Genomic DNA, 21,521 nt, shown 5'->3' with positions numbered 1-21,521 from the left:
GGACTCATCGTGAGAAGAGGTCACGCACTTGTTCGAATGGATACCCTGTCTCCGCTGCGCGCCGTACCTTACGCTCCAGTACATGATTAAGTGGCAACTCGCGATCAAGCGCCTCGTACAAATCAAGACCATCCATGCAGATAACACGCTTACCCTTGCCAAAGGCGACTAGTCCATCCGACGTGAAGCCACTGTTACTGACAAACAGACCACGACACCACGCAGCCTTCTGCTCAATCTTTCCATGAAAAGCATGAAGATCCGCCGCTCCGGTCGGTGCCGACTGCCACTTCGCTTCTACCAGGTAGGTCTCACCCTGTAAAACAAAGCTCCCATCGATCTGCTCGCCACGAAGGCGAAAGGGCTCACTGTAATGACCCAGCCCTTTCTGCACAGGTCAGGCTGCTAATTGATACGCCATCGCCGGCGTCTTCATCCCCAAAGCCTGGTGTGGGTATCGGTGGTTGTAAAACCCGATCCAGTCGGCAATCACCCAGCTAGCCTGCGTCAGGCTTTCAAAGCGATGCCGATGCGCGCATTGCTCTTTCAACGTGCGGATCACCCGTACCACCATGACGTTCTGCTCCGGCGTGTACGGCGTGATGAACTCCTACTGCAAACCGTAGCTTTTCACCAGCGCGGTGTAGCTGCGGCTGGTAAACACTAAGCCGTTGTCGCTGCGCAGCAGGAAGCGTTGTGGCACCCGGCCCAGGCAGCCAAAGCGGTTGGTCAGCGCGTGTTCCAGCGCCGATTCGGCGGTTTTGGACATGCCACTGCGTGACAGATGCCAGCCCAGCAATTCGCGGGTGCAGCAGTCAATCACCAACGCCAAGTAGCACCAGCCATCCTTGCCAGCCCAAATGCGGCACAGGTTGGTGGACCAGCGTTGATTGGGCTCGGCCGCCACTGATGGCAGGGCTTGCACACGCGGGCGGAAGCCGACCGGCCGCTTCTTCACCTGCCAGCCTTTGAGCTGGAAGATGCGCTGCACGGTGTTTTTGTTCATGCCGAGCAGGCCTGCTACGGTGCGGTAGCCGAATGAAGGGTTCTACAACCACCGGCGCCCACATCAAGCTTTGGGGATGAAGACGCCGGCGATGGCGTATTAATTAGTAGCCTGACCTGTGCAGAAAGGGCTGGGTCATTACACGACGTGGCACGCCGAACCAGCGGGACAGCTTGCTGATGGACACTTGGATGCCGTCGTCTGCCAGTCCCTGCCGGACGAGGTGGACTACTTGTCGTCCTCGCCCAGCAGAAACTGCAGCTTTTTTCGGGCACGTAGCTCCAGCATGGCTTCGCCGTAGGCTTCCTGCAGTTCTTTGAGCTGTTTTTCGTACTGCTCGCGGATGTCCATCGGCTTGGCACGCAGGGCGTTTTCCATGCCGCGCTTGGCCTCATCGACCCAGGTTTCGATCTCGGAGGGTGCCAGGTCGAAGGCGCGGGATCAACTCAGTCTTAATCTGTATTAAAGACGGCGTCTAGACCTGGAAACGTGCTACGAGCTTCTGCATACGCAACGCCACCTGTTCCATGGTGTCGGCTGTATCGGTCGTTTGCAGCGCAGTGTTAGCTACTTCCTGCGCATGCCCTACTACGCTCTCGATTCGTTGTGCCACTTCGGTCGAAGCCTGTGATTGCTGTTGCAGGGCACTGCTCAGTTCTTCGACAATACCCGCAATCTGTTGCGACATACCGCGTAGACTAGCCACGCTTTCCCCTGCGGCACGTGCGTCTTCCACGCTGCTGTTCACCATACTGACACCACTGCCAACTTCGGCTACTACCTGCTGGGTGGACTGCTGGATGTTATTGACCATCCCCACGATTTCGTTCGTAGATTGAGCGGTACGCTCCGCCAGCTTACGCACCTCATCGGCTACCACAGCAAAACCACGCCCCATTTCACCAGCACGAGCGGCTTCGATGGCCGCGTTCAGCGCGAGCAAGTTGGTCTGATCGGCAATATCCTTGATCACGGCTACGATGGTCGAAATGCGGGCGGAATCATCTTGCAACTGATTGATACGCTTCGCAGCAGCTGTGACCACCGTGGCTACTTGATTAGTGCGCAAGATTAGGTCTTGCAACATGGTGTAACCCTGGCCAGCCTGTTCGTCAGAAGTACGGGTCAGCACCGCTGCAGACTGAGTACTACTGGCTACATGGCTAATAGAAACAGTCAGCTGCTCTGTATTAGCCGCAATGCCGGATGCGGCTTCGCTTTGCAGACTAACAGCGGTTTCCATGTCTTTGACCGAGTGATGCAGTTGCTGTGATGACTGCAACAGCGTATGGGCGCTGTCGCGGGTTTCCAGCATAGCTTCGCGCAGTTGGTGCTGCATACGTGACATTGCCTGAATCATCTGGCCGATTTCGTCACGAGTCACCGCCGGCATTGTGCTACACAAATTTCCTTCCGCGATATGGTTAGCCGCGTCGATCGTTTCGCTTAGACGGCGGCTGATTCGTTGTGCCATCAAGAACGACACTAGGATCGCTAGAAACAGGGCCAGTACCAGAGCGCTGTTACCAACCATTTGCGTTCCGGAAACTGACTCTCGGGCATCGGCGACTGCCTGCGATGCATAGTCATGCTTGAGTTTGCCCAGTTTGTCTGTCTGGTCGCGCAAATGGTTAGCAAGCGTCACCCATTCTTTTTTGGAAAGCGCCAAGGCCTCGGCCTCCTTTCCTTGAGCACGTAATGCCAGCGCTTGCTCAACAGCAGTTCGGTACGCGGTGGCTGCAGCGACAGTTGCTTGATGGGTCTGACGCTCTTCTTCGTTTGTGATCAGCGGTTCGTAAGCTTTCAGTGCCTCGCCTAGCTTCCCATCCAGCTCTTGTAGGGATTTAGCAAGCTTGGCTTGTTCTTCCGGTGTTGTCGCCAGCAGCATCTCAAGGCTGCGTACGCGGTAGCGGAGGCGCAGCTGGCTGATATCGCCAGTTGTATCAATCGATGGTAGGGCATTATCAGAAACAACCTGTACTGACTGCCTGATACTACCCACTTGCCATAGCAGGAATAGCATAGCCAATACCAGGATGCCCCCACTGAGGGCAAAATTCATCATGAACTTCCCACGCATGGATAGATTATCAATCAGCTTCATTGCGCATCTCCACCAGATTACTGGCTTGGCTTATTTGAAAAATTACCCTCGGACAGGCATTAACCTATTCCAGAGGTACAGTTAAAAAATCGACATCATAAGAATGATGAAAGTGAAGATTCACGCGCAGATTCTCATGACATGCAAAAGTTTAAAACAATAAAACCCTAAAAAACCATCACCTCATTAACAGCACAGCACGCCAATCCAAGTCTCCTTGCATGCATCAAGGATGCCTCTAAAGCCTCAGCCAAAATATTGATTGACTACTTATACAGATATGTCCTCATCAAATCAGCATAATGCTTGCTCTTCTTAAAATCCACCAGCCTTTTTCTCAACATAGCAACATCTTCTGGCTTTACCTGAAATGATGCTACCAAGTGACTCTCAACAGCAACGCTTGGTAAACCACTTTCTCTTATATTCGTCAGACCGAGCCTCGCCCCGTAGATTTTTGCTCGAAAATCAGATTCCAATATTGGGACAAACCGTATCCTTTTTGCCTCCAACATTCGCAAGCATGTCGAATAACTACCTACCCTATGAATATTATTGAATCCAATACCTTCGACTATTTCTTCGGCAGCACTATCTGCAACCACGCAAATGCTAGCTTCTAGATGATCAGACACTCTTTTAGACAGCACCGTATGAGAATCTATTTCATAAAACTTATAACGATCTACATATAACGCTCCAATCCAATTGAATTTTTTTGAGCGTTTGGGTGTAGATATGATACCAGCAACAACCACTGCCTTATCAGAGTTCAGCAATTTTAGCGCACGCGAAAGAGGCACATGCCTTATCTGATCTTGCTTCTTATCATCAATAATATGCTGAACAATAGCCAATGCAAAAGCTCTTGACCCGGAATTTGGAATGGGCATTAGTACACCATTATTATCCACAACACCGCCCTCCAAACTATGAGCATAATACTCTATAGCCTCCCCTCGCTGACTTATACAAAAAGCCAGTACAAATATCGTAATTATTCTGGCCATCTGCCTCACTGCATCACTCCCGCCGGTAAAAATCTCACCACACGCCAATCGCATTCAAATAAAAATCAATATTGCGTCTTATATAGCAAATCTTACTACGTTCATCATTCTCAATTGCGCACTGCATTTCCAATACATCTCTAGACAGAGCATCCAAGAAAATTTTTATCACTTCTCTTTCTTCGTCAACCACCTGACTCTCCAAAAAAACAGCATTCCAACCACTCAAAACGTGCAATGCCATTCTTATTACCTGTGAATCAGTCCTTAATGAAGAAAGAGTTGTCATGCAAATATCGCCATCAGATAAAAGTAATAGAAGACAGAACCCAATCCCTGATTTCACCACCAATCTCACAGTGAAACGGCCCTGTCAATTAAAAGAAAATTTTGAACTAAAGAAGCAAATCCAAACCAAGCAACAAAAATGCACTTGAAAATTGCAATCTTTAGTCATTCCTTAATCTTTAATTTTCCATTTAAAATAGCACTTCTCTTTGAAATTATCAAGATAGAAATGGCGCCAGAATGGCTCAATCATGCTGAGTCAAGAGTTAAAATGCCAAAGGACTTTCCAATATCATTAAAAACTGGCATTCACACAGAAAACTGTATAGATGCCTCGTAGCAAAACAGCCTACCTTCAGTATCAACCTCTGACATTCCATTAATGCGCAAACCAAGTTTGTATTATACAAATACGGTTCCAGGGCATTGATCATCACATTCTGCCGGATTGACAAAAACAAATATCACATATTAACTTCACAGCTGAGTGATATAGGTGTCACTATTTTTAATCATAAATCAATAATAGGGATTACCCCACTCAACACAAAGACAATGGCATTTACTTGACCTTTGCGCATTGAAAAACAATACCCATACAACTCACCTGCACTTACGCTAGGAGCCCACTATGCAAAAACTCCTCGGCACCCTACTGCCTCCTATGTCGAACGCCGTCAGCATGCGCGTTTTGAAAACACAACTTAATCAACTGTGCAGCTACTTGCTAGCAGCGCTGCTCATACAACCCGTTGGGGCTTTATTGCTAGCAGTCATTGCAGGATTGCCAGTAGTCTTCTCGCTTACTATTAATGGTTGGCTAGGCCTACACCTGCTATTGCCTTTTTTTCACTATTGGCTCTGCCGAAATTGGCACCAGAGCGAACAGACCAACAGCGCCTTGCAGTACGCTGTGCATGTTGGCATGGCGGCCTGTCATGGACTGTTATGGGGTAGTAGTATTTGGCTACTGCCAGATTCGAATCAGCATAACAGCATGATGCTTATCCTGATGTGCCTAGTGACCGTTTCATCCGCTAATATGTTTGTATACTCAGCATTCAGGATGACAGCATTAAGCTCTGCTCTTTCTCTATGGCTACCCGTTATCGTGTGGCTGGCGGTATATGATTATTTTTACTGGATAGCCGGCATCGCCGGCTTTGTATTTCTTCAAGCAATATTCAATCTGCAAGCCTACCGAATTATGGTGGCAGAGCTGATTGCCAGCGATCAGAAGGACGAACTGATGTTGCAGTTGGATTTAACTAACCAGGCACTGAACCGCAGCAACGCATCTCTAGCAGAAAAAAACCGCGATCTGCGGGACGCACTGGCCAAGATTGAAAGCCTGGCCAATTTTGACAGCCTGACAGGGGCGCCAAATCGCAAGAGCTTTGTCAAACACATGTCACAGCATCTAGAAAATGGCGAAACAGGATATATCGCCTTAATGGATATAAAGGCGCTACAAACGATTAACGAGAATCATGGCCAGCATACTGGTGATGAAGTACTACAAAATTTGGGATCAGCTATTGCCAAAGGCAGCTGTGATAGTGATCTGTATGCCAGGCTGAACGGTGGCACTTTCATCCTCTTCCTCAATAGCGATCGTTTGCTATCAATGCAAACCAGATTTGATGAGCTTACCTCGGCCATGAAAAACTTATCGACACAATTAGGACTCCCTGAGGTCTATGTCGCGGCTGGCATGACTGTCGTGAGCCAATACGAACCTCTGGATATGATTCTGGCTAGGGCAGAAGAAGCGCTCCGTAAAGCAAAACGCCACGCTGAAAATCGCATTGCGTTGGCATGACTCTTTGATGACATCACCAAACCAACCCAAAGCGTAGTCTGCTTCAACAAGCCGGGTAATGCTTCTGTAAATCCTGCATAGGTCAGGTTGAAACGGACAGATCCTTGCCGACTTGCTCATACCAAACATCATGAGCAGGGGCTCTGCTAAGCAGATATCCGCCGAGCAACTTTGTGATCTGGTAAATGAAGCCAGATCGGCTCATATACGGCACTTCGTTACCGGTGAGCCATTAAGCATTGGAAGTTGGCTCCTTGCGATAATCGCTCGGAGAAATACCTTCCCAACGCTTGAAGGCACGCCGGAACGGACGGACGTCGGCGTAGCCTAGTTGCTCGGCAATTAGCGCCAGACTCAGCGTGGTCTTCTCCAACAGTTCGCATGCGACTTGATGGCGGGCACTGTCGCGCAAATGGCGATAGCTGGTGCCCTGCTGCTCCAGCTTGCGCCGTAGCGAACGCGCGCTAACGTTGACCATACTGGCTACCGCCTGCTGGTCTGCGCCATGCACGCTGGCGTAACGGATATGGTTACTGACGGTTTCAACCAACTGGTGGTGGCCCGGCACCGGCAGCAGCAGGCCGTCAAGTTGGCGCCGCAGCACCTGGCTGGCAATACGGTCGTAGCCCGGTAGCCGCGCGCCCATCCAGTGCGCCTCGAATACCATCAGGTTGGTGCCGGCACCAAAACGCACCGGGCAGCCGAAGTAGCGGCGGTACTGGACATGATGGGCCGGCTGCGCCTGCGCCAGGTCGATGCGCAGGGGTTTGAAGGCGGGCCCTAACAGGTAGCGCATGACCGCCACGGCTCCTGCCAACGACTCGTCGATCAGGTAGTTTTCGATCTCCCAGTCGTAGCGGTGGCTCACCAGATGCAAGCGCACCTCATTGCCATGCAGCGTCACGCGATGCTGCACCATGGTGCCCGCCTCGTACTGACGTGTCAGCGCGTAGTTCATGGCTTCGCCTAGCGTTTCGCATGTCAGCATGGCCAGACCGGGCACGCCCCAGCTCACAGGCGTCTGGCGCATACCGGCCAGCAAACCGAGTGCCGGCTCATCCAGCAATTGCAGCGCACGCAGGATCAAGGCCCGAACCTGGCGGTGCGACAACAACAGTTGGTGCGACAGCAAGTCTTCGTAGCGTATGCCCAGCCCCTGACACAGTCGGGCCGGACTATGGCCTCTGTCCTCTACCAGCCCCAGTAGCGAGCGGGCGATCGTGGGGATGATAGTGGCCGCATTCGCTCCATCGGCAGCAGACGTAACGTTTTGATCATGGGCGGACATCAGCGGGTTCCATTCCAGCTCTGCAAGCATTTATCGTGACCCAGTCGGCCTTATTTGTCACTCAAAACCCTATCACCACGCTTGCTCTCCTAAACAAAACAATTAACTTAATACATTGATATATATGAAATAAGATCTGTTTTCTCTGCAGCATCCCCACTCCACGCCGTCCGGAACTGACCCAAGCATGGCCGCTATTGTCCTTTTCTGCACCCAAACGGACAGCTGACAACCTCCTTGGCCGACACGGCACCGCCATTGGCCTGTTTTGTCCTCCCAGCCCGTGAACAACACCGCTTAGAGTCGCCGCTGCCCGCCTGCCGCAGCAGCGTACTGCGCAGGCATTTCGCTTTTCTGTCCGTTACGGAGACCCACCGTGCCCCATACCTTTCCTTTGCGCCCGCCGCTGTGGCTGGCGCTATCACTGCTGGGCCTGACTGCCTGCAACCATGCCCCCAGCCAGCAAACCCCGCCAGCCCCGCGCCCGGCGCTGGTCATTACTGCCGGCAGCATGACCCAGCAAGGCCAGGCCTACATTGCCGAAGTGCGCGCGGTTTCGCGAGCCGAACTGGCCTTTGCCGTGTCCGGCCGCGTCACCCGCCTGCACGCCGACGTCGGCGATAGCGTACGCGCTGGCCAACTGCTGGCCGAGCTGGACACCACGCCGCTGCGTGCGCAGCTGCTGGCCGCCGGCAGTGACGAAGCCGCCGCCCGCGTACGCTGGCAAGAGGTGCGTCAGCGCCACGCCCGCATCCAGGCCGCGCAACAAGGCCAGGCCATCAGCGCGGGCGAGATGGAAGCCGTCAAGGCCGAACTCGACGCCGCCGCCGCGACGCTGGCCGCCGCCAGCGCCCAACGCAGCCAGGCCGAATGGGCACTGGCGCAGGCCAGCCTGCGGGCACCGGTAGACGGCGTGATCGGCAGCCGCCAGCTGGCCGTAGGCCAAAGCGCCGGCCCCGGTGCCAGTGTCTTCTCGATCGAGGGGAGTGGTCGCGAGCTGGCGCTGTGGCTGCCGGCCAACGTGAAGTTGGCCACCGGCCAGAGCGTGGCTTTGCAGCACGAACAGGCGCTACACAACGGCAAGGTGCTGCGCGTGGCCGCCACGCTGGGTGCCGGCGGCCAACGCCAGGTATTCATCAGCGCACCCGCGCAAGCGCAACCGGGGGATACCTGGCAAGTGCTGCTGGGCCGCGATAGCACTGCCGGTATCAGCATTCCGCTGCGCGCCCTGCTGCCGGGCCAAAGTGCACACCAGGGCCACGTACTGCGCCTGGCTGCCGACGGCCATACGGTGGAGAAAGTGGCCGTGGTTACCGAAGGCGTGCAGGACGACCGCATCCGCATTGCCAGCGGGCTGAAAGCCGGTGACTCGGTGGTCGTGGCTGGCGCCGCCGCCATTGCCCCGGGCACCCGCGTCACCCCGGTACTGCTGCGTGACGGGGGCCAACCATGAGCAACCTGGCTGCCGCCGCGCTGGCGCGCCCCCGCTTTACCTTCCTGGCAGTGCTGGCCATCGTGCTGGCCGGCCTGTGGCTGGTGCTGGACTTCCCGTCCACCGAGGAGCCGCCCGTCACCATCCGCACCGCGACCGTGCTCAGCTACGTGCCCGGCGCCAACACCGACCGCATGGAACAACTGGTGGCCCGCCCCACCGAAGAAAGCATTCTGGGGCTGCCGGAAGTCAAACGCGTCAAAACCACGCTGCGCCCGGGCCTGGCCTTCACCTACGTGGAACTGCACCCCACGGTCAGCGCCGACAAGCTGCCCGATGTCTGGCAGCGGTTGCGCAACCGCATGAACGACCTGCGCCCGCAACTGCCGGAAGGCAGCATCGGCCCGCTGGTAGATGACGAATTCGGCCGGGTTGCCGTGCTGACCCTGGGCCTGAGCGGCCAGGACTATACCGCGGGCGAGCTGCGCGAGCAGGCACGCCAGCTGCGCGACCAGCTGCTGCGCGTCCCCGGCGTGGAGCGCGTTACCCTGCACGGCATCCGCGACGAAGAGGTGCAGATCCTGCTGGACATTCCGGCGCTGGCAGCCCGCGGCTTGTCGCCAACCGTCATCACCGACGCCGTGGCACGCCGCAATATCGTGGCACCGGCCGGCTTTGTGGAAATTGGCGGTAGCGAGCTCGCTTTGAATGTCAGCGGCGACGCGGCCAACCCTGCCGAGCTGGGCAATACCGTCATTCCGCTGCCCGGCGGTGGCAGCGTGCTGCTGAAGCAGGTGGCTCGCGTAGTTCGCCATACGCAAGACCCGCCGCTAACCGGTGCCTTTGTCGATGGCACCCCGGCAGCCGTGGTGGCGGTATCGATGGAAAGCGGCCTCAACGTAGTGAGCTTTGCCGCTGGCCTGCGCCAGGAAGTCGCCCGGCTGGAAGCCGGCCTGCCGGCCGGCATGAAGCTGTCGCCGATTACCGACCAGGCGCAGATCGTGACCAAACAGCTGAAACAGGTGGGCCAGGTGTTCATGGAAACCACGCTGATCGTGATGGGCGTGGTGGTACTGTTCCTGGGCTGGCGTACCGGCCTGATCGTGGGCGCCATCGTCCCCACCACGGTGCTGGGCACGCTGGCCATCATGAAGCTGCTGGGTATCGACCTGCACATCATCTCGATTGGCGCCATCATCATTGCGCTGGGCCTGTTCGTGGATAACGCCATCGTGGTGGCCGAAGACATGGAACGCCGCCTGGCGCTGGGCCAGCCGCGCACCGAAGCCGCCGCCGAAGCCGGCCGCAGCATGTTCGTGCCGCTGCTGGTCTCGTCGCTGGCCATCATCCTCACCTTCATGCCGCTGGTACTGTCCAGCACCGAAACCGGCGAATACCTGCGCAGCATGGGCATCGTGATGGCCATCGCGCTGCTGCTGTCGCTGCTGCTGGCCGTCACCTTCACCCCGCTGCTGTGCCAGCGCTTTGCCCACCACCACGCCGAGCTCAGCCGCACTGCGCAGGCGGTGGAAGCCATTACCGGCTGGTACCGCGGCAAGGTGCGCTGGATTCTGGGCCACAAAACCGTCTACATCGGCAGCATGCTGGTGCTGCTGGCCGGCGCCGGCTGGCTGTTTGCCCACGTGCCATCCGAGCTGATGCCGGCGTCCGAACGCCGCCAGCTGCAAATGGCGATCGAGCTGTCGCCGGACAGCAGTACCCGCCACACGCTGGCGCGCAGCAGCCAGATCAGCCAGGCGCTGGCCGATCGCAAGGCCTTCCCCGAACTGGCCAGCCACGCGCTGTACATGGGCGACGGTGGCCCGCGCTTCATCCTGGCATTGAACCCGCCCACCCCGGCCGGCCACCGCGCCTACGCCGTGCTGACGCTGGCAGACGGCGTCAGCCACGCCGACGCGATTGCCGCGCTGGGCAGCAAGCTGGCCGCACGTTTCCCGGACGTGCGCTTTGAACCCAAACGCTTCTCGATGGGTTCGTCCGACGCCGGGGTAGCGCAATTCCGCCTCAGCAGCAACGACGGCCGCAGCCACCTGGCCGCAGCCGAGCGGCTGTACGCCGCACTGCAGGCCATCCCCGGCATGCAGCAGCTCAGCAGCGACGCCGAGCGGCCCATCCTGCAACTGGACGTGCGGGTAGACCAGGCACGGGCGCACGCCGCCGGCCTGAGCAGCCGCGACATCGCGCAGAGCCTGGATACGCTGCTGGCCGGCAGCGTGGCCAGCCACTACCGCGAAGGCGATACCCTGCTGCCGGTGGTGGTGCGCGGCGACGCCAGCCTGCGCGACAGCATTGCCCGCCTGCAGGCGCTGCCGGTACAGGGCAGCGGCCAGCAACGCTCGGTCACGCTGGGCCAGGTTGCCAGCATCAGTCTGGCCAGCCAGCCGGCGGTGATCCAGCGCGTCGACCAGCAACGTACGGTTACCCTGCTGGCGCGCCACCCGCAGCTTACCGCCCAGGGCGTGGCCGACAAGGTAGCCGACGTTACCGCACAGCTCACCGCCAACGGCAAGGTCAGCGTGACGCTGGGTGGCGAGATCGAGGAAAACGCCAGCGCCAACAACGCCATCGCCCAACTGCTGCCGGCGTGCGTGATGGTGATGTTCCTGCTGTTCGTGTGGCAGTTCGATAGCGTGCGCAAGAGCCTGATCGTGCTGGCCAGCATCCCCTTCGTTTCTATCGGGGCGGCGCTGGCGCTGACGATCAGCGGCACCACGCTGACCTTTGTCGGCACCTTGGGCCTGCTGGCGCTGGCCGGCATCATCGTCAACAACGCGGTGCTGCTGCTGGACGCCATCGAAGAGGCGCGCCGTGACGGCCTGCCCGCACTGCAGGCCATCGAGGATGCCGCCGCCAAACGTCTGCGCCCCATCGTGATGACCAAGATGGTGTGCATTCTGGGGCTGCTGCCGCTATGGCTGTTCGGCGGTGCGGTATGGACCAGCCTGGCTGTGGTGATGATGGGCGGCCTGGCGCTGGGCACGCTGATCACCCTGGGCCTGATTCCGGCCCTGTACGCCAGTTTCTATCGTGTCGGCCAGCCGGCCAGCTAAGGATTGCCATGTTTACCTCTTTACCTACTCCTACCCGCCACGCGGTGCTGCTGGCACTGGCCCTGCTTGGCGGTTGTGCGGCAGTGACGCCGCCCAGCCATATTCCGGCCAGCCAGCAACAGCTGGCGGCCAACCCCAGCCCGGCAGCCCAGGCCGCCGGCATTGAACGCGGCCAACTGGCCACCGACTGGTGGCAAGCGCTGGCCGACCCGCAGCTGACAGCCCTGCTGCAGCAAGCCATGCAGCACAACCACCAGCGCCAGGCGGTGCTGGCTACCGTCCGCGCCGCCCGTCATGCTGCCGACGCCACGCGCCGGGAAGCCCTGCCTCAAGGCAGCCTGGGCGCCCAGGCCCAGCGCCAGCAACTGGCCAATATCGAAGTGGACCCGTATCGCCAGGGCCAGCCCCGGCCACCGATGCAGCAACTGGGCATTGTGCAGCAAAGCCTGAGCTGGGAGCTGGACCTGTTCGGCCGCGCCGGCACCGCCGCCGCCATGGCCGAGCGCCAGGCCGACCTGCAAGCCGCCGACCTGCGTGCCGCCACCCTGCTACTGCAGGCCGATGTAGTCCGCCAGTACACCCGCTGGCAGCAGGCGCGACTGAACCGCGCCCTGCTGCTGGACGAGCTGGACACCCTGCAACAGCGGCACGCCCAGTTGCAGCACCGCCAGCAAGCCGGCCTGGCCGACCTGCGCGACGTGCTGGCCGCCGCCAGCGCCAGCCAGCAAACCCAGGCCGAACTGGCGGCCAACGACACGGCCGCCGCAGCGGCCGCAGCGGCCCTGGCCGTGCTGTGCGGCGACAACCCGCTGACCACGCCGCAAGGGGCGCGCGCACTGCGCCTGCCCGCCGTGCCGGCCGATACCGCCATCGTCTACCCGGACGACCTGCTGGCCCGGCGCCCGGACGTGGCCCGCGCCGACGCCCAGCTGCGCGTCAGCCTGGGCGAAGCGGTGCTGGCCGACCGCGCCCACCTGCCACGGCTCAGCCTCAACCTCAGCGCCGGCGTCATGGCGCCATTCGGCCAACTGGGCAATGCCGACGCGCTGCGTTACGCGCTGGGCCCCGCGTTCAGCTGGGACTGGCTGGACGCCGGCCGTCGCGCCGCCCGCCGTGCCGGCGCCGACCAGCAGCGACAGGCCGCCTGGCACCAGTACGAGCAAGCCGTACTGACCGCGCTGCAGGAAGGCGAAAGCAGCCTGCGCCAATGGCAAGCCAGCCGTACCCGGCTGACCAGCGCCGAAGCGGCCGCCGCGCTGGCCACGCGCGCCGCCCGCTACAGCCTCACCCGCAGCCGCAGCGGGCTGGAGCCGCAAAACCTGGCCCTGGCGCAGCACGCCGCCGCACTGCAGGCACAACGCAGCGAGCTGGCGGCACGCGCTGCCGCCATCGAGGCGTATGTCGAGGTGCAGCTGGCACTGGGCGCCTGGCAGGCAGCGCCGGGCAGCGAAGGCTAAGCACAAGCCACGGTGGCAGAGTAATGCGTTCTGCCACCGTTTTGCTGGTGATTATTTGCCATACTGCGGTGAATTTTCTTGGCACCACAAGTTTGGAAAGATGTCTAGCGAAGGAAATAGAACAACGAAAAGCCAAAAAGTGCTTTGTAGCGGAAGCATGAAGCTACCCGGAATCACGCATAGCGAAGTGATATAAATAATCTTGCTATTTAAGATGGGGTGAACGTCGTGGATGTGCAGAAAAAACTGGGATTCTTAGAAGTCATGCTGATCGTCTCCAATGCTAAACGATGCCCGCGTAGACATTGAAGATTAATCATCTTACTACTCAGCAACGGTACGTTATTACTTTAGGAACAACATCATTAGTGCCGCACCTAGCAGAACTATACAGAACACCAACTGCAAGCGCTCGACTGGTTGGCTGTGAGCCAGACTAGCTCCCCAGGACACACTCAGTATTCCGCCTAGCGCGAGAGCAATTCCGGTACTCCATTCAACGCTCCCTGCTTGTGCATAAGAAAATAGCGCAGCAACTGCACCTGGCACTACCAATGCTAGTGCGATGCCTTGAGCTTGGACCTGACTGAATCCGAACAGTGATACCAACACAGGAACAATGATCAGACCTCCTCCTACCGTGAATATGCCAGACATGGCCCCACTAACGGCGCCAACAAGAGGAAGATACTTGCGAGGCAATAACAAGTATGCCGAAGCTGGCCTGCCGGCCCACAACTGGAAGGCATAGAATAGAGCAAGGACCAATAGAAAAGAAGCGAACAAAAATTCAAGGTCTCGGGTAGGTATTGATTTTGATATTAACCCGGCTAAATATGAAAAAGCCATTGCAATGACACATACACCCAATACGGCATGGCCATTGATATTATTCTGCCTATGATAATGAAGCAAACTAATTAGCACATTAGGGACAACCATGATTAATGCTGTCCCCTGCGCTGTGTGCTGATCCATTCCATAGATAAGTCCCAATGCCGGAATGGCAATTAGTCCACCACCAATTCCAAGCATACCACCACACAGACCTAACCCGAAGCCTAACATGAGTGTTAGCACAATATTTTCGCAACAATATTGATACATGAGTATACTTAATACTAAAGATCTATACTAGGCCGCATTGAATAGATTCCACCCCCACAAACACACTACTTAATAGGTTCAGATATTTCAATCAAGTTGAGATCAGGATCTCTCAAATAAATAGACCTAATCTTTTGAGTAGCCCCGGTCCTCTCAACAGGACCCTCAATAATTGGCCAACCGCAAGACTCTAGGTGTTTGATAACCTCATCTAGCGATAAATTAGCGATAAAACACAGATCCAATGAGCCTGGAACCGGAAGATGTGCCTTGGGCTCAAACTCATGCCCACGGTGGTGAAGATTAATTTTTTGGTTGCCGAATCGGAATGCAGTTCGACCATTGCCGAAAGTTTCGAGCTGCATCTGCAGAACACTTCCATAGAAGTGCTTTGTGGCAGCGATATCAACGCAAGTCAAGACGATATGATCAATATGGTGAATTAGCATTTTCACAAACTCTCTTTTACTACAATTCGGATGAAACCATGCTATTGCACTTTAGCCATTTTGATAATTTCCGAATATGCAAACACCTTTTCCTGATGAGAAAACCTATATAGCGCCAATAGTACACAGTACAAATAATCGCCTGGCGTTCAGCATGGGGCTATAATGACCAATCAGAACACGATCGAGAATCACATCCCTTATGATAAATCCATCTCATTTCGACATTCAATCTCTTCGAATATTTTTGCAAGTCGCAGAGACTGGCAGCCTGACCAAGGCAGTGGAAAAATCACACATAACCATGTCAGCCCTGAGCAAACGTATAGCTGAACTTGAGCGTATAGTAGGCTGCCCTCTATTTTTTAGATTGCCACGTGGACTAGAACTTACACCGGCGGGAAAGGAGCTTGTTCACCATTCTCGTGCAGTTCTAGACATGATATCCCGCATGGCTAGCGGGATGAGTGACTTTGCAGATGGTTTACGTGGGCATATCCGAGTTTGGGCTAACACTTCAGCAATTGTTCAGTTTCTGCCTCAAGACCTAGCCAGTTTCTTGGGAGCTCACCCCCTAGTTCGCATCAGCCTGCAAGAAAGTTTAGGAACAAAAATTACAGCCGCACTAAAATTGGGAGAGGCTGACATCGGTATTTTTGCAGGTAACGTTATTGCAGAAGGAATAGATAGATTTCCCTATCGACAAGATTCTTTAGTTGTCTTAGTGCCTGCAGGGCATATTCTATCATCCCGCCACGAGGTCGAATTCCTTGAAACGCTAGACTTTGATTTTGTTGGACTTAATGAAGGCAGCTCCCTTTTACAGCTCATGACTGATGCTGCGGCTTCTCATGACAGAACAGTACGCTTGCGAATACAAGTTAGCAGCTTTGATGGTGTTTGCCGTATGATTGAGGCTGGATTGGGGATAGGTATATTACCAGTCGGAGCGGTACGACATGAGACCCTAGGAGCGGGTTTACAGGCTATTTCTTTAAAAGATAACTGGGCCAAACGTGAATTATGGCTTGGGGTTAGATCAGGGGTAGTATTGCAGCCGGACACCTCCAATCTACTAATGCATTTAAGACAGAAAGAAGGCCACTAAATTACTCAGCTGAATCGCCCCAGCTTCTCTAGACACTCCGGAGCTGTTGGTGGACTGACCCGACTCCTGTAGGCAATCCTGCCCTATGATTTGAGCATAGGAGGATGTCCATGAGCACACAGCGTTTCACCCCTGAATTCAAAGAAGAAGCCATCAAGTAGGTTACTGAACGCGGCTACTCTGTGGCCGAGGTTTCTGCCCGGCTTGGGGTTTCCAGCTGCGTAATTGCACAAACTTGATCACGAGTTTGCTTTCGGCATGCGCACTTGATTGCATTGCTCTGCTCATTTCTCACCGGGGGGCATCTCAGAGTTGGGGAAAAACCGTATGCTAAGGGTGCAAGTTGTCCGGTTGAAACCATAGACACCGCACCAATAGCACCGGAACACTGATGCCGCCACTATCGTGCCACCCACGAAACGAAACAATGCCATTATTCGGCCTCCTCTCGGATAGGCAGACGTAGCTTTGCCGCGATGTCGAAGCTCATAGCGATCTCGCTGTGCAGGGCAACCGGTTGCCTCTCTGTCCGGTACTCGATCAGCAGTTGGCCAACCTTGGTCACGGTCGACGTCCCCCCAATCTCAGTAGCACTACACTTTAGAGTCCAAGGCTAATTTACCGAATTTCTCCGCCAGTAATTTGGCGTAGGCCGCTGGCGTCAAACCGCCCAGCGCTTTCTTCGGCCTTTCGTTGTTGTATTCCCTTCGCCAGACTTCGATTACGATGTGAGCATGGTGCAGACTGGTGAACCAGTGTTCGTTCAGGCATTCGTCCCGGAAGCGCCCGTTAAACGATTCGATGTAAGCGTTCTGATTTGGCTTGCCCGGCTCAATGAGGAACAGCTGAACACCCCGAGCGTGCACCCAATCCAACATCGCCCGGCTGCAGAACTCCTTGCCGTTATCCGTCCTGATGGCTTTGGGCAAGCCACGCGTCTGCGCCAACTGATCAAGGACACGCGTCAGGTGCACGCCGCTCATTGCCCGTTCCGGCACAATGGCCACCGCTTCGTGCGTGGCGTCATCAACGATAGTCAGGCTCTTGATGACACGCCCCTCTGCTGTCCGGTCGAACACGAAGTCCATCGACCAAACCTGGTTGGCCGCCATCGGTCGCGCCAGCGGATGACGGTCTGCCACCGGCACTTTCTTGCGCTTGCGCGGACGAATTTGCAGACCCGTTTCGGCATAAAGTCGGTCCACGCGCTTGTGATTGACCTGCATACCTTCCTGCCGCAGTTTCAGGTAAATCATGCTGGCCCCGTAGCGCCGGTGGCGCTGCGCCAGGGTGATGATTTTTTCCTTGAGCGTGGCATTACGATCTGGCTGAGGCTGGTAGCGGAAGGCACTGGGGCTCATGCCCGCCACACGCAACGAGCGGCGTTCACTCAGTCCCTTGCCCATCAGGTGGCGCACCAACTCACGTCGTGACGGTGCGCTCACCACTTCTTTCGGAGAGCTTCCTTGGTGATCTCGTTCTCGAGCATGGGCTCAGCCAGGAGCTTCTTCAATCGTGCATTCTCGGCTTCCAGCTCTTTGAGACGCTTGGCCTCCGAGACATTCATGCCGCCAAACTTGCTGCGCCAGAGGTAATAGCTGGCTTCCGAGAAGGCATGCTTGCGGCACAGTTCAGCTACGGGCATGCCGGCTTCTGCTTCACGCAGGAAGCCAATGATCTGTTCTTCGGTGAATCGTTTCTTCATGTCCAACTCCTTGTCATGGTGGATTGGACGCTAAAGTCACGCGCTACTCAAGATGGGGTGGACGTCGGGGGGACGTCGGTGGGCCAAATGCGCTGTTCGCTCCCCCCCAGCACTGCTCCTATGACACGAGAAATCACGATTTCAAATCGTGAAGTGCAACATTCTCAATCGAAGTGCCCACCGACCAGCCTACCTGTTGCGACTTACCAATTTCTCAATCTAAAAATTCCATAAACATCAATCATTTGCATGCCATTTTGCATAAATTCTGGTATGATTACAGTGTAATCAATTGGTGCGCAAATGACAGCGACGCGGAAGAAGCAACTAGCCACAGCCCAAGATGGATATCGCAAACGCCGCCGCAAAGAAGGCTTTACGCGGCTACAGACATGGCTTCCTAGAGAGGCTATGCAGAACTTGGCGGAACTCAGAGAAGTCTTGGGGCTAGGTCAGGCAGAGATACTGGAATTGGCGCTTGCCAATTTGAAGGGTGAGTTACAAACTCGCGATAATGAGGTGCAAATATGACAACAGTAAGCAAAATAGAGTGGACTGAGCGAACTTGGAACCCGACGGTGGGCTGCACCAAGATTTCCCCGGGCTGCAAGCACTGCTACGCAGAGGGTATGGCCGGTCGGTTACAAGCGATGAAGACTCCTGGCTACGAAAACGGTTTCGAATTGACGCTGTTGCCGCAACGCTTGGAAGACCCTCTGAAGCGCAAGACACCGACCACTTACTTCGTGAACTCCATGTCGGATCTGTTCCATGAGGACGTGTCATTCGACTACGTAGCTAAGGTCTTCAACGTCATCGAGCGCGCGCATTGGCACACCTTCCAGATCCTGACCAAACGGGCAGATCGCCTGGAGGCGTTCTTTGCAGGAAAAACCGCGCCACGCAATGCCTGGCTCGGCGTATCGGTAGAGGATCGCAAATATGGCGTGCCGCGCATTGATCACCTGCGCCGTGTCGATGCTGCGATCCGGTTCCTCTCGGTTGAACCGCTACTCGAGGATGTAGGCATCCTGGACTTAACCCACATTCACTGGGTCATCGTAGGTGGAGAGTCCGGACCAAAAGCTCGACCGATGAAGATCGACTGGGTCGACTCGATTCGCGGTCAATGCGAAGACGCCGGTGTCGCATTCTTCTTCAAGCAGTGGGGGGGCTGGGGTGCCGATGGCGTGAAACGCGCCAAGAAGTACAACGGTCGTGAACTGCATGGTCGCACGTGGGACCAGATGCCGGATGTAGAACAACGAATCTAAGACAGAGAAACCAGAAACGGATGACAGCCAAAAGCAAGTATTTGTGGAAGCTAGGGTTCCCGCTTCCAGAACTGCAACAACACAGCGCGGTCAAGCACAAGATCATCGAGTCCTATGTGCGCGATTACATCATGACGCTGATGAAACGCGCCAACATTCCTAAGCTGCAACTGACCTTGGTAGATGGTTTCTCTGGCGGCGGCTGTTATCTGGACGAGGGCGGCATGCCAGTCGACGGCTCCCCTCTGCTGATGATGCGAGCTGTGCAAGAAGCGCGCGCTCTCATCAATCTCGAACGAACCATTCCGCGTGAAATCAGTGCCGATTATGAGTTCATCGATATCTGCCCCGATACGGTCGATTACCTTCGTTATTGGCTGAACGGCCGCACCGAGGAAGGGATCCTCCCCTCCCATGATACTCAGCGTGCCCGGGTGCAATGCGGCGACTTCCTCAAGGAGCTACCACGACTGATCGACACGATTCAACGCCGCAAGATGGGAGAACGGGCCATCTTCGTGCTCGACCAGTACAACTACTACGATTTACCGCTTCCCTATATCAAACAGATCCTGCACACGCTCAAGAGTGCAGAGGTGATCTTGACTTTCAATGTCGGCGCAATGATCACCTTTCTGTCGGATCGAGCCGCTAACCGGAAGCCGATCGAGCATGTCGGCCTAGACAAGTACATCCCCTGGGAAGACCTCAAGCGACTCAAGGCCCAAGAACAGCAGACCTGGCGTCGCACTCTGCAGCGCTATATCGCCCATGGCATCCAACAGGAAACTGGCGCACACTATGCAACGCTGTTCTTCGTGAAGCCGCATGGGCTGAACAAGTGGGACTACTGGCTAGTCCACCTCTCCAAACACTACAAGGCCCATGAGGTAATGAAGGATTTACACTGGCAGCACGCCACCGAGTTCGGCCATGAACTAGAACCTGGGGTGTTCATCCAGGGCTACGATGCCAATCAGGATCAGGATTACACCGGCCAGGACACCTTTGACTTTAGCAAGACATCTCGGGCTGCTTGTGTGGATGGATTACGTGAACATTTTGGCCACCAGTTGGCCGCATTGCAGCAACCGATCCAGCTCGGTCAACTCGTCCATGCTTGTGCGAGTCGATCACCCGGATCGACCCAGCATTTCCTCGATGCGGCCAAGCTGCTGCACCATTCAAACGACGTGATCATTACCGGGGCAGATGGACGTAAGCGGCAGCACTCGAAGCATTACCGCCTAGATGACGTGATTGAGTTCTCCCCACAGATCCGGCTGATCTAGAAGATCAGCCGAATAACCCCTCCGAGCCAACCACCTGCCCAACACGCAACGGCTTGGTTCTTAGCATTCCGGTCAACTGCATGTTCAACAGGTGACCGGCAATCCGTTTGGTGAGCTTAACGGCGCTCTGGCTGGGATTGGCAGATGCAAAGAACAAGGCAAAGATGGGAGACCCTTGATCTGGTAACTTGATCGGGTCTAGCACAACGGGGAAGATAGTGCGCAACCGACGTTGCATGTAGGCCAGAATCTCGTCTTGGCTGAGCACCCGCTGGCGCTTCACGGCCATCTCCTCTTCCGCGAACAAGTCAGTTTGGTCGGTATCCCGATAAAAGTCTTCCACCCAGTCCGTCGTGCCAAACAAACGCGTCAGCGCTTCCGACTTGCTGGCATCGACCTTGTCGAACTGATTGGCTGCCTGCCGACACACTGCGTTGAGTGGGAACAGATACCAGAGATCGATCGCCCCGGTGGCTGCGATCTGCTGCAAGGTCTCCCAACGTACAGCCATGCCATAGGGATCCAGAAACATGACGGCCCGACTACCCTTCCAACCGATCTGCTGGAGTAACTCACCGACCCGGGCATTACCGTCTCCGGCCAACACCGCAACTCGTTTCCCGGGGTATGTCTGCGCCAGCTCGTTGAGTGCTTTGACATGCTTGGCCTTGAGGTCGATGAAGTAATAGTCATCAAACCCAGGTTGGACCTCGAGAGCCAGCTTGGCCGAGCCATCAATCCGAACGGTTTTACCATCAAGGGTGATCGCGCACTCACCAGTGCCGGCGAAAGCATCGATGAACACCCGCCGAAACGGCGAGCTGGGCAGCGGCTTACCCTGCAAGGCTGTGTTGAAAGCCTCCAAGTAGCGCTGCAGCATTTCCAACTTGATCACCGTCCAGTTACCACCAAAGCCGTGATAGTGCAGATCGCTCATCACCAAAGACCCCAACAATACCAATGTCTTTTGTTTACCACATAAGCATTCAGAACGACAAGGCAAAGGGAAGTGGTCTAAGGAGCTGAAGCCGCAGAACAGCGATCCACGCCTTGATGGTGCGCAAAAGCAACAAACCGCAGAGCGATACACTGGCGGTGCCACTCAGCT

Annotated in this window: 19 protein-coding genes and 1 pseudogene; 8 read left to right on the top strand and 12 right to left on the bottom strand. The window is 56.0% G+C overall.

The window, feature by feature from the left end:
• Window positions 1-4 precede the first annotated feature (4 nt).
• The 7 genes from ACK4FZ_RS01370 to ACK4FZ_RS01340 form a co-directional block, all read right to left on the bottom strand.
• Complete coding sequence (locus tag ACK4FZ_RS01370) at window positions 5-394, bottom strand: restriction endonuclease (protein ID WP_409817948.1); 390 nt, start codon at window positions 392-394, stop codon at window positions 5-7.
• Between the two features lie 3 nt (window positions 395-397).
• Window positions 398-604 carry an integrase core domain-containing protein gene (locus tag ACK4FZ_RS01365; protein WP_409818170.1) on the bottom strand — a complete coding sequence of 69 codons (207 nt, stop codon included), beginning with the start codon at window positions 602-604 and terminating at the stop codon, window positions 398-400.
• 6 nt (window positions 605-610) lie between these two features.
• Window positions 611-1,006, bottom strand: coding sequence for a DDE-type integrase/transposase/recombinase (locus ACK4FZ_RS01360; protein ID WP_409817947.1), 396 nt, complete (start codon window positions 1,004-1,006; stop codon window positions 611-613).
• A gap of 228 nt (window positions 1,007-1,234) precedes the next feature.
• Window positions 1,235-1,384, bottom strand: coding sequence for a hypothetical protein (locus tag ACK4FZ_RS01355; protein ID WP_409817946.1), 150 nt, complete (start codon window positions 1,382-1,384; stop codon window positions 1,235-1,237).
• Window positions 1,385-1,481: 97 nt separating this feature from the next.
• Window positions 1,482-3,110, bottom strand: coding sequence for a methyl-accepting chemotaxis protein (locus tag ACK4FZ_RS01350; RefSeq protein ID WP_409817945.1), 1,629 nt, complete (start codon window positions 3,108-3,110; stop codon window positions 1,482-1,484).
• 266 nt (window positions 3,111-3,376) lie between these two features.
• Complete coding sequence (locus tag ACK4FZ_RS01345) at window positions 3,377-4,120, bottom strand: hypothetical protein (protein ID WP_409817944.1); 744 nt, start codon at window positions 4,118-4,120, stop codon at window positions 3,377-3,379.
• Between the two features lie 34 nt (window positions 4,121-4,154).
• Entirely contained in the window at window positions 4,155-4,409 is a 255-nt protein-coding gene (locus ACK4FZ_RS01340; RefSeq protein ID WP_409817943.1) for a hypothetical protein, read from the bottom strand.
• Window positions 4,410-5,039: 630 nt separating this feature from the next.
• On the opposite strand from ACK4FZ_RS01340, the gene ACK4FZ_RS01335 reads away from it, so the two are divergent.
• Entirely contained in the window at window positions 5,040-6,230 is a 1,191-nt protein-coding gene (locus tag ACK4FZ_RS01335; protein ID WP_409817942.1) for a GGDEF domain-containing protein, read from the top strand.
• 232 nt (window positions 6,231-6,462) lie between these two features.
• Here ACK4FZ_RS01335 and ACK4FZ_RS01330 read toward each other — a convergent pair whose 3' ends face one another.
• Entirely contained in the window at window positions 6,463-7,518 is a 1,056-nt protein-coding gene (locus ACK4FZ_RS01330) for an AraC family transcriptional regulator (protein WP_409817941.1), read from the bottom strand.
• A 376-nt stretch (window positions 7,519-7,894) separates the two neighbouring features.
• Here ACK4FZ_RS01330 and ACK4FZ_RS01325 point away from each other — a divergent pair, with 376 nt between their 5' ends.
• The 3 genes from ACK4FZ_RS01325 to ACK4FZ_RS01315 are packed head-to-tail and all read left to right on the top strand — an operon-like array spanning window position 7,895 to window position 13,478.
• Complete coding sequence (locus tag ACK4FZ_RS01325) at window positions 7,895-8,971, top strand: efflux RND transporter periplasmic adaptor subunit (protein WP_409817940.1); 1,077 nt, start codon at window positions 7,895-7,897, stop codon at window positions 8,969-8,971.
• A complete protein-coding gene (locus ACK4FZ_RS01320) occupies window positions 8,968-12,021 on the top strand; it encodes an efflux RND transporter permease subunit (RefSeq protein ID WP_409817939.1) in 3,054 nt (1,017 codons plus the stop codon). Before ACK4FZ_RS01325 ends, ACK4FZ_RS01320 begins: the two co-directional genes overlap by 4 nt.
• 8 nt (window positions 12,022-12,029) lie before the next feature.
• Complete coding sequence (locus tag ACK4FZ_RS01315; RefSeq protein WP_409817938.1) at window positions 12,030-13,478, top strand: TolC family protein; 1,449 nt, start codon at window positions 12,030-12,032, stop codon at window positions 13,476-13,478.
• Window positions 13,479-13,823: 345 nt separating this feature from the next.
• Here ACK4FZ_RS01315 and ACK4FZ_RS01310 read toward each other — a convergent pair whose 3' ends face one another.
• Both ACK4FZ_RS01310 and ACK4FZ_RS01305 read right to left on the bottom strand, forming a co-directional pair.
• Window positions 13,824-14,585 (bottom strand): sulfite exporter TauE/SafE family protein, encoded by a 762-nt coding sequence (locus ACK4FZ_RS01310; protein ID WP_409817937.1) that lies wholly within the window; start codon window positions 14,583-14,585, stop codon window positions 13,824-13,826.
• 65 nt (window positions 14,586-14,650) lie between these two features.
• Window positions 14,651-15,034, bottom strand: a complete 384-nt coding sequence (locus tag ACK4FZ_RS01305) for a VOC family protein (protein WP_409818169.1) — start codon at window positions 15,032-15,034, stop codon at window positions 14,651-14,653.
• A 202-nt stretch (window positions 15,035-15,236) separates the two neighbouring features.
• On the opposite strand from ACK4FZ_RS01305, the pseudogene ACK4FZ_RS01300 reads away from it, so the two are divergent.
• Together ACK4FZ_RS01300 and ACK4FZ_RS01295 are read left to right on the top strand one after the other, a co-directional pair.
• A pseudogene (locus ACK4FZ_RS01300) lies at window positions 15,237-15,428 on the top strand (LysR family transcriptional regulator); the annotation flags it as partial.
• A 69-nt stretch (window positions 15,429-15,497) separates the two neighbouring features.
• Window positions 15,498-16,142 (top strand): LysR substrate-binding domain-containing protein, encoded by a 645-nt coding sequence (locus ACK4FZ_RS01295; protein WP_409818168.1) that lies wholly within the window; start codon window positions 15,498-15,500, stop codon window positions 16,140-16,142.
• Between the two features lie 593 nt (window positions 16,143-16,735).
• Here ACK4FZ_RS01295 and ACK4FZ_RS01290 read toward each other — a convergent pair.
• Window positions 16,736-17,847, bottom strand: a protein-coding gene (locus ACK4FZ_RS01290; protein WP_409817936.1) for an IS3 family transposase whose coding sequence is annotated in 2 segments (ribosomal slippage) — window positions 16,736-17,589 and window positions 17,589-17,847 — 1,113 coding nt in all. Because the reading frame shifts where the segments join, the coding sequence is not laid out codon by codon here.
• 527 nt (window positions 17,848-18,374) lie between these two features.
• Between ACK4FZ_RS01290 and ACK4FZ_RS01285 the strand changes: the two genes are divergently transcribed.
• Both ACK4FZ_RS01285 and ACK4FZ_RS01280 read left to right on the top strand, forming a co-directional pair.
• Complete coding sequence (locus ACK4FZ_RS01285; protein ID WP_409817935.1) at window positions 18,375-19,121, top strand: DUF5131 family protein; 747 nt, start codon at window positions 18,375-18,377, stop codon at window positions 19,119-19,121.
• A gap of 20 nt (window positions 19,122-19,141) precedes the next feature.
• Window positions 19,142-20,413 (top strand): three-Cys-motif partner protein TcmP, encoded by a 1,272-nt coding sequence (locus ACK4FZ_RS01280; protein ID WP_409817934.1) that lies wholly within the window; start codon window positions 19,142-19,144, stop codon window positions 20,411-20,413.
• A gap of 4 nt (window positions 20,414-20,417) precedes the next feature.
• Here the strand turns inward: ACK4FZ_RS01280 and ACK4FZ_RS01275 are convergent, their stop codons facing one another.
• Window positions 20,418-21,350, bottom strand: coding sequence for a three-Cys-motif partner protein TcmP (locus tag ACK4FZ_RS01275; protein WP_409817933.1), 933 nt, complete (start codon window positions 21,348-21,350; stop codon window positions 20,418-20,420).
• Between the last annotated feature and the right edge of the window lie 171 nt (window positions 21,351-21,521).

This window comes from Vogesella sp. (genome assembly GCF_046297735.1).
Lineage (GTDB): Bacteria > Pseudomonadota > Gammaproteobacteria > Burkholderiales > Chromobacteriaceae > Vogesella > Vogesella urethralis.
Note: the sequence above shows the minus strand (reverse complement) of the source record. Positions and strands in the feature narration are given on the sequence as shown.

Bases quoted from the DNA above. Each gene is read 5' to 3' on its own strand.
- ACK4FZ_RS01360 (WP_409817947.1), bottom strand. From the start codon at position 1,006: ATGAACAAAAACACCGTGCAGCGCATCTTCCAGCTCAAAGGCTGGCAG.
- ACK4FZ_RS01355 (WP_409817946.1), bottom strand. From the start codon at position 1,384: ATGGAAAACGCCCTGCGTGCCAAGCCGATGGACATCCGCGAGCAGTAC.
- ACK4FZ_RS01350 (WP_409817945.1), bottom strand. From the start codon at position 3,110: ATGAAGCTGATTGATAATCTATCCATGCGTGGGAAGTTCATGATGAAT.
- ACK4FZ_RS01345 (WP_409817944.1), bottom strand. From the start codon at position 4,120: ATGGCCAGAATAATTACGATATTTGTACTGGCTTTTTGTATAAGTCAG.
- ACK4FZ_RS01340 (WP_409817943.1), bottom strand. From the start codon at position 4,409: ATGACAACTCTTTCTTCATTAAGGACTGATTCACAGGTAATAAGAATG.
- ACK4FZ_RS01335 (WP_409817942.1), top strand. From the start codon at position 5,040: ATGCAAAAACTCCTCGGCACCCTACTGCCTCCTATGTCGAACGCCGTC.
- ACK4FZ_RS01330 (WP_409817941.1), bottom strand. From the start codon at position 7,518: ATGTCCGCCCATGATCAAAACGTTACGTCTGCTGCCGATGGAGCGAAT.
- ACK4FZ_RS01320 (WP_409817939.1), top strand. From the start codon at position 8,968: ATGAGCAACCTGGCTGCCGCCGCGCTGGCGCGCCCCCGCTTTACCTTC.
- ACK4FZ_RS01315 (WP_409817938.1), top strand. From the start codon at position 12,030: ATGTTTACCTCTTTACCTACTCCTACCCGCCACGCGGTGCTGCTGGCA.
- ACK4FZ_RS01310 (WP_409817937.1), bottom strand. From the start codon at position 14,585: ATGTATCAATATTGTTGCGAAAATATTGTGCTAACACTCATGTTAGGC.
- ACK4FZ_RS01305 (WP_409818169.1), bottom strand. From the start codon at position 15,034: ATGCTAATTCACCATATTGATCATATCGTCTTGACTTGCGTTGATATC.
- ACK4FZ_RS01295 (WP_409818168.1), top strand. From the start codon at position 15,498: ATGAGTGACTTTGCAGATGGTTTACGTGGGCATATCCGAGTTTGGGCT.
- ACK4FZ_RS01285 (WP_409817935.1), top strand. From the start codon at position 18,375: ATGACAACAGTAAGCAAAATAGAGTGGACTGAGCGAACTTGGAACCCG.
- ACK4FZ_RS01280 (WP_409817934.1), top strand. From the start codon at position 19,142: ATGACAGCCAAAAGCAAGTATTTGTGGAAGCTAGGGTTCCCGCTTCCA.
- ACK4FZ_RS01275 (WP_409817933.1), bottom strand. From the start codon at position 21,350: ATGAGCGATCTGCACTATCACGGCTTTGGTGGTAACTGGACGGTGATC.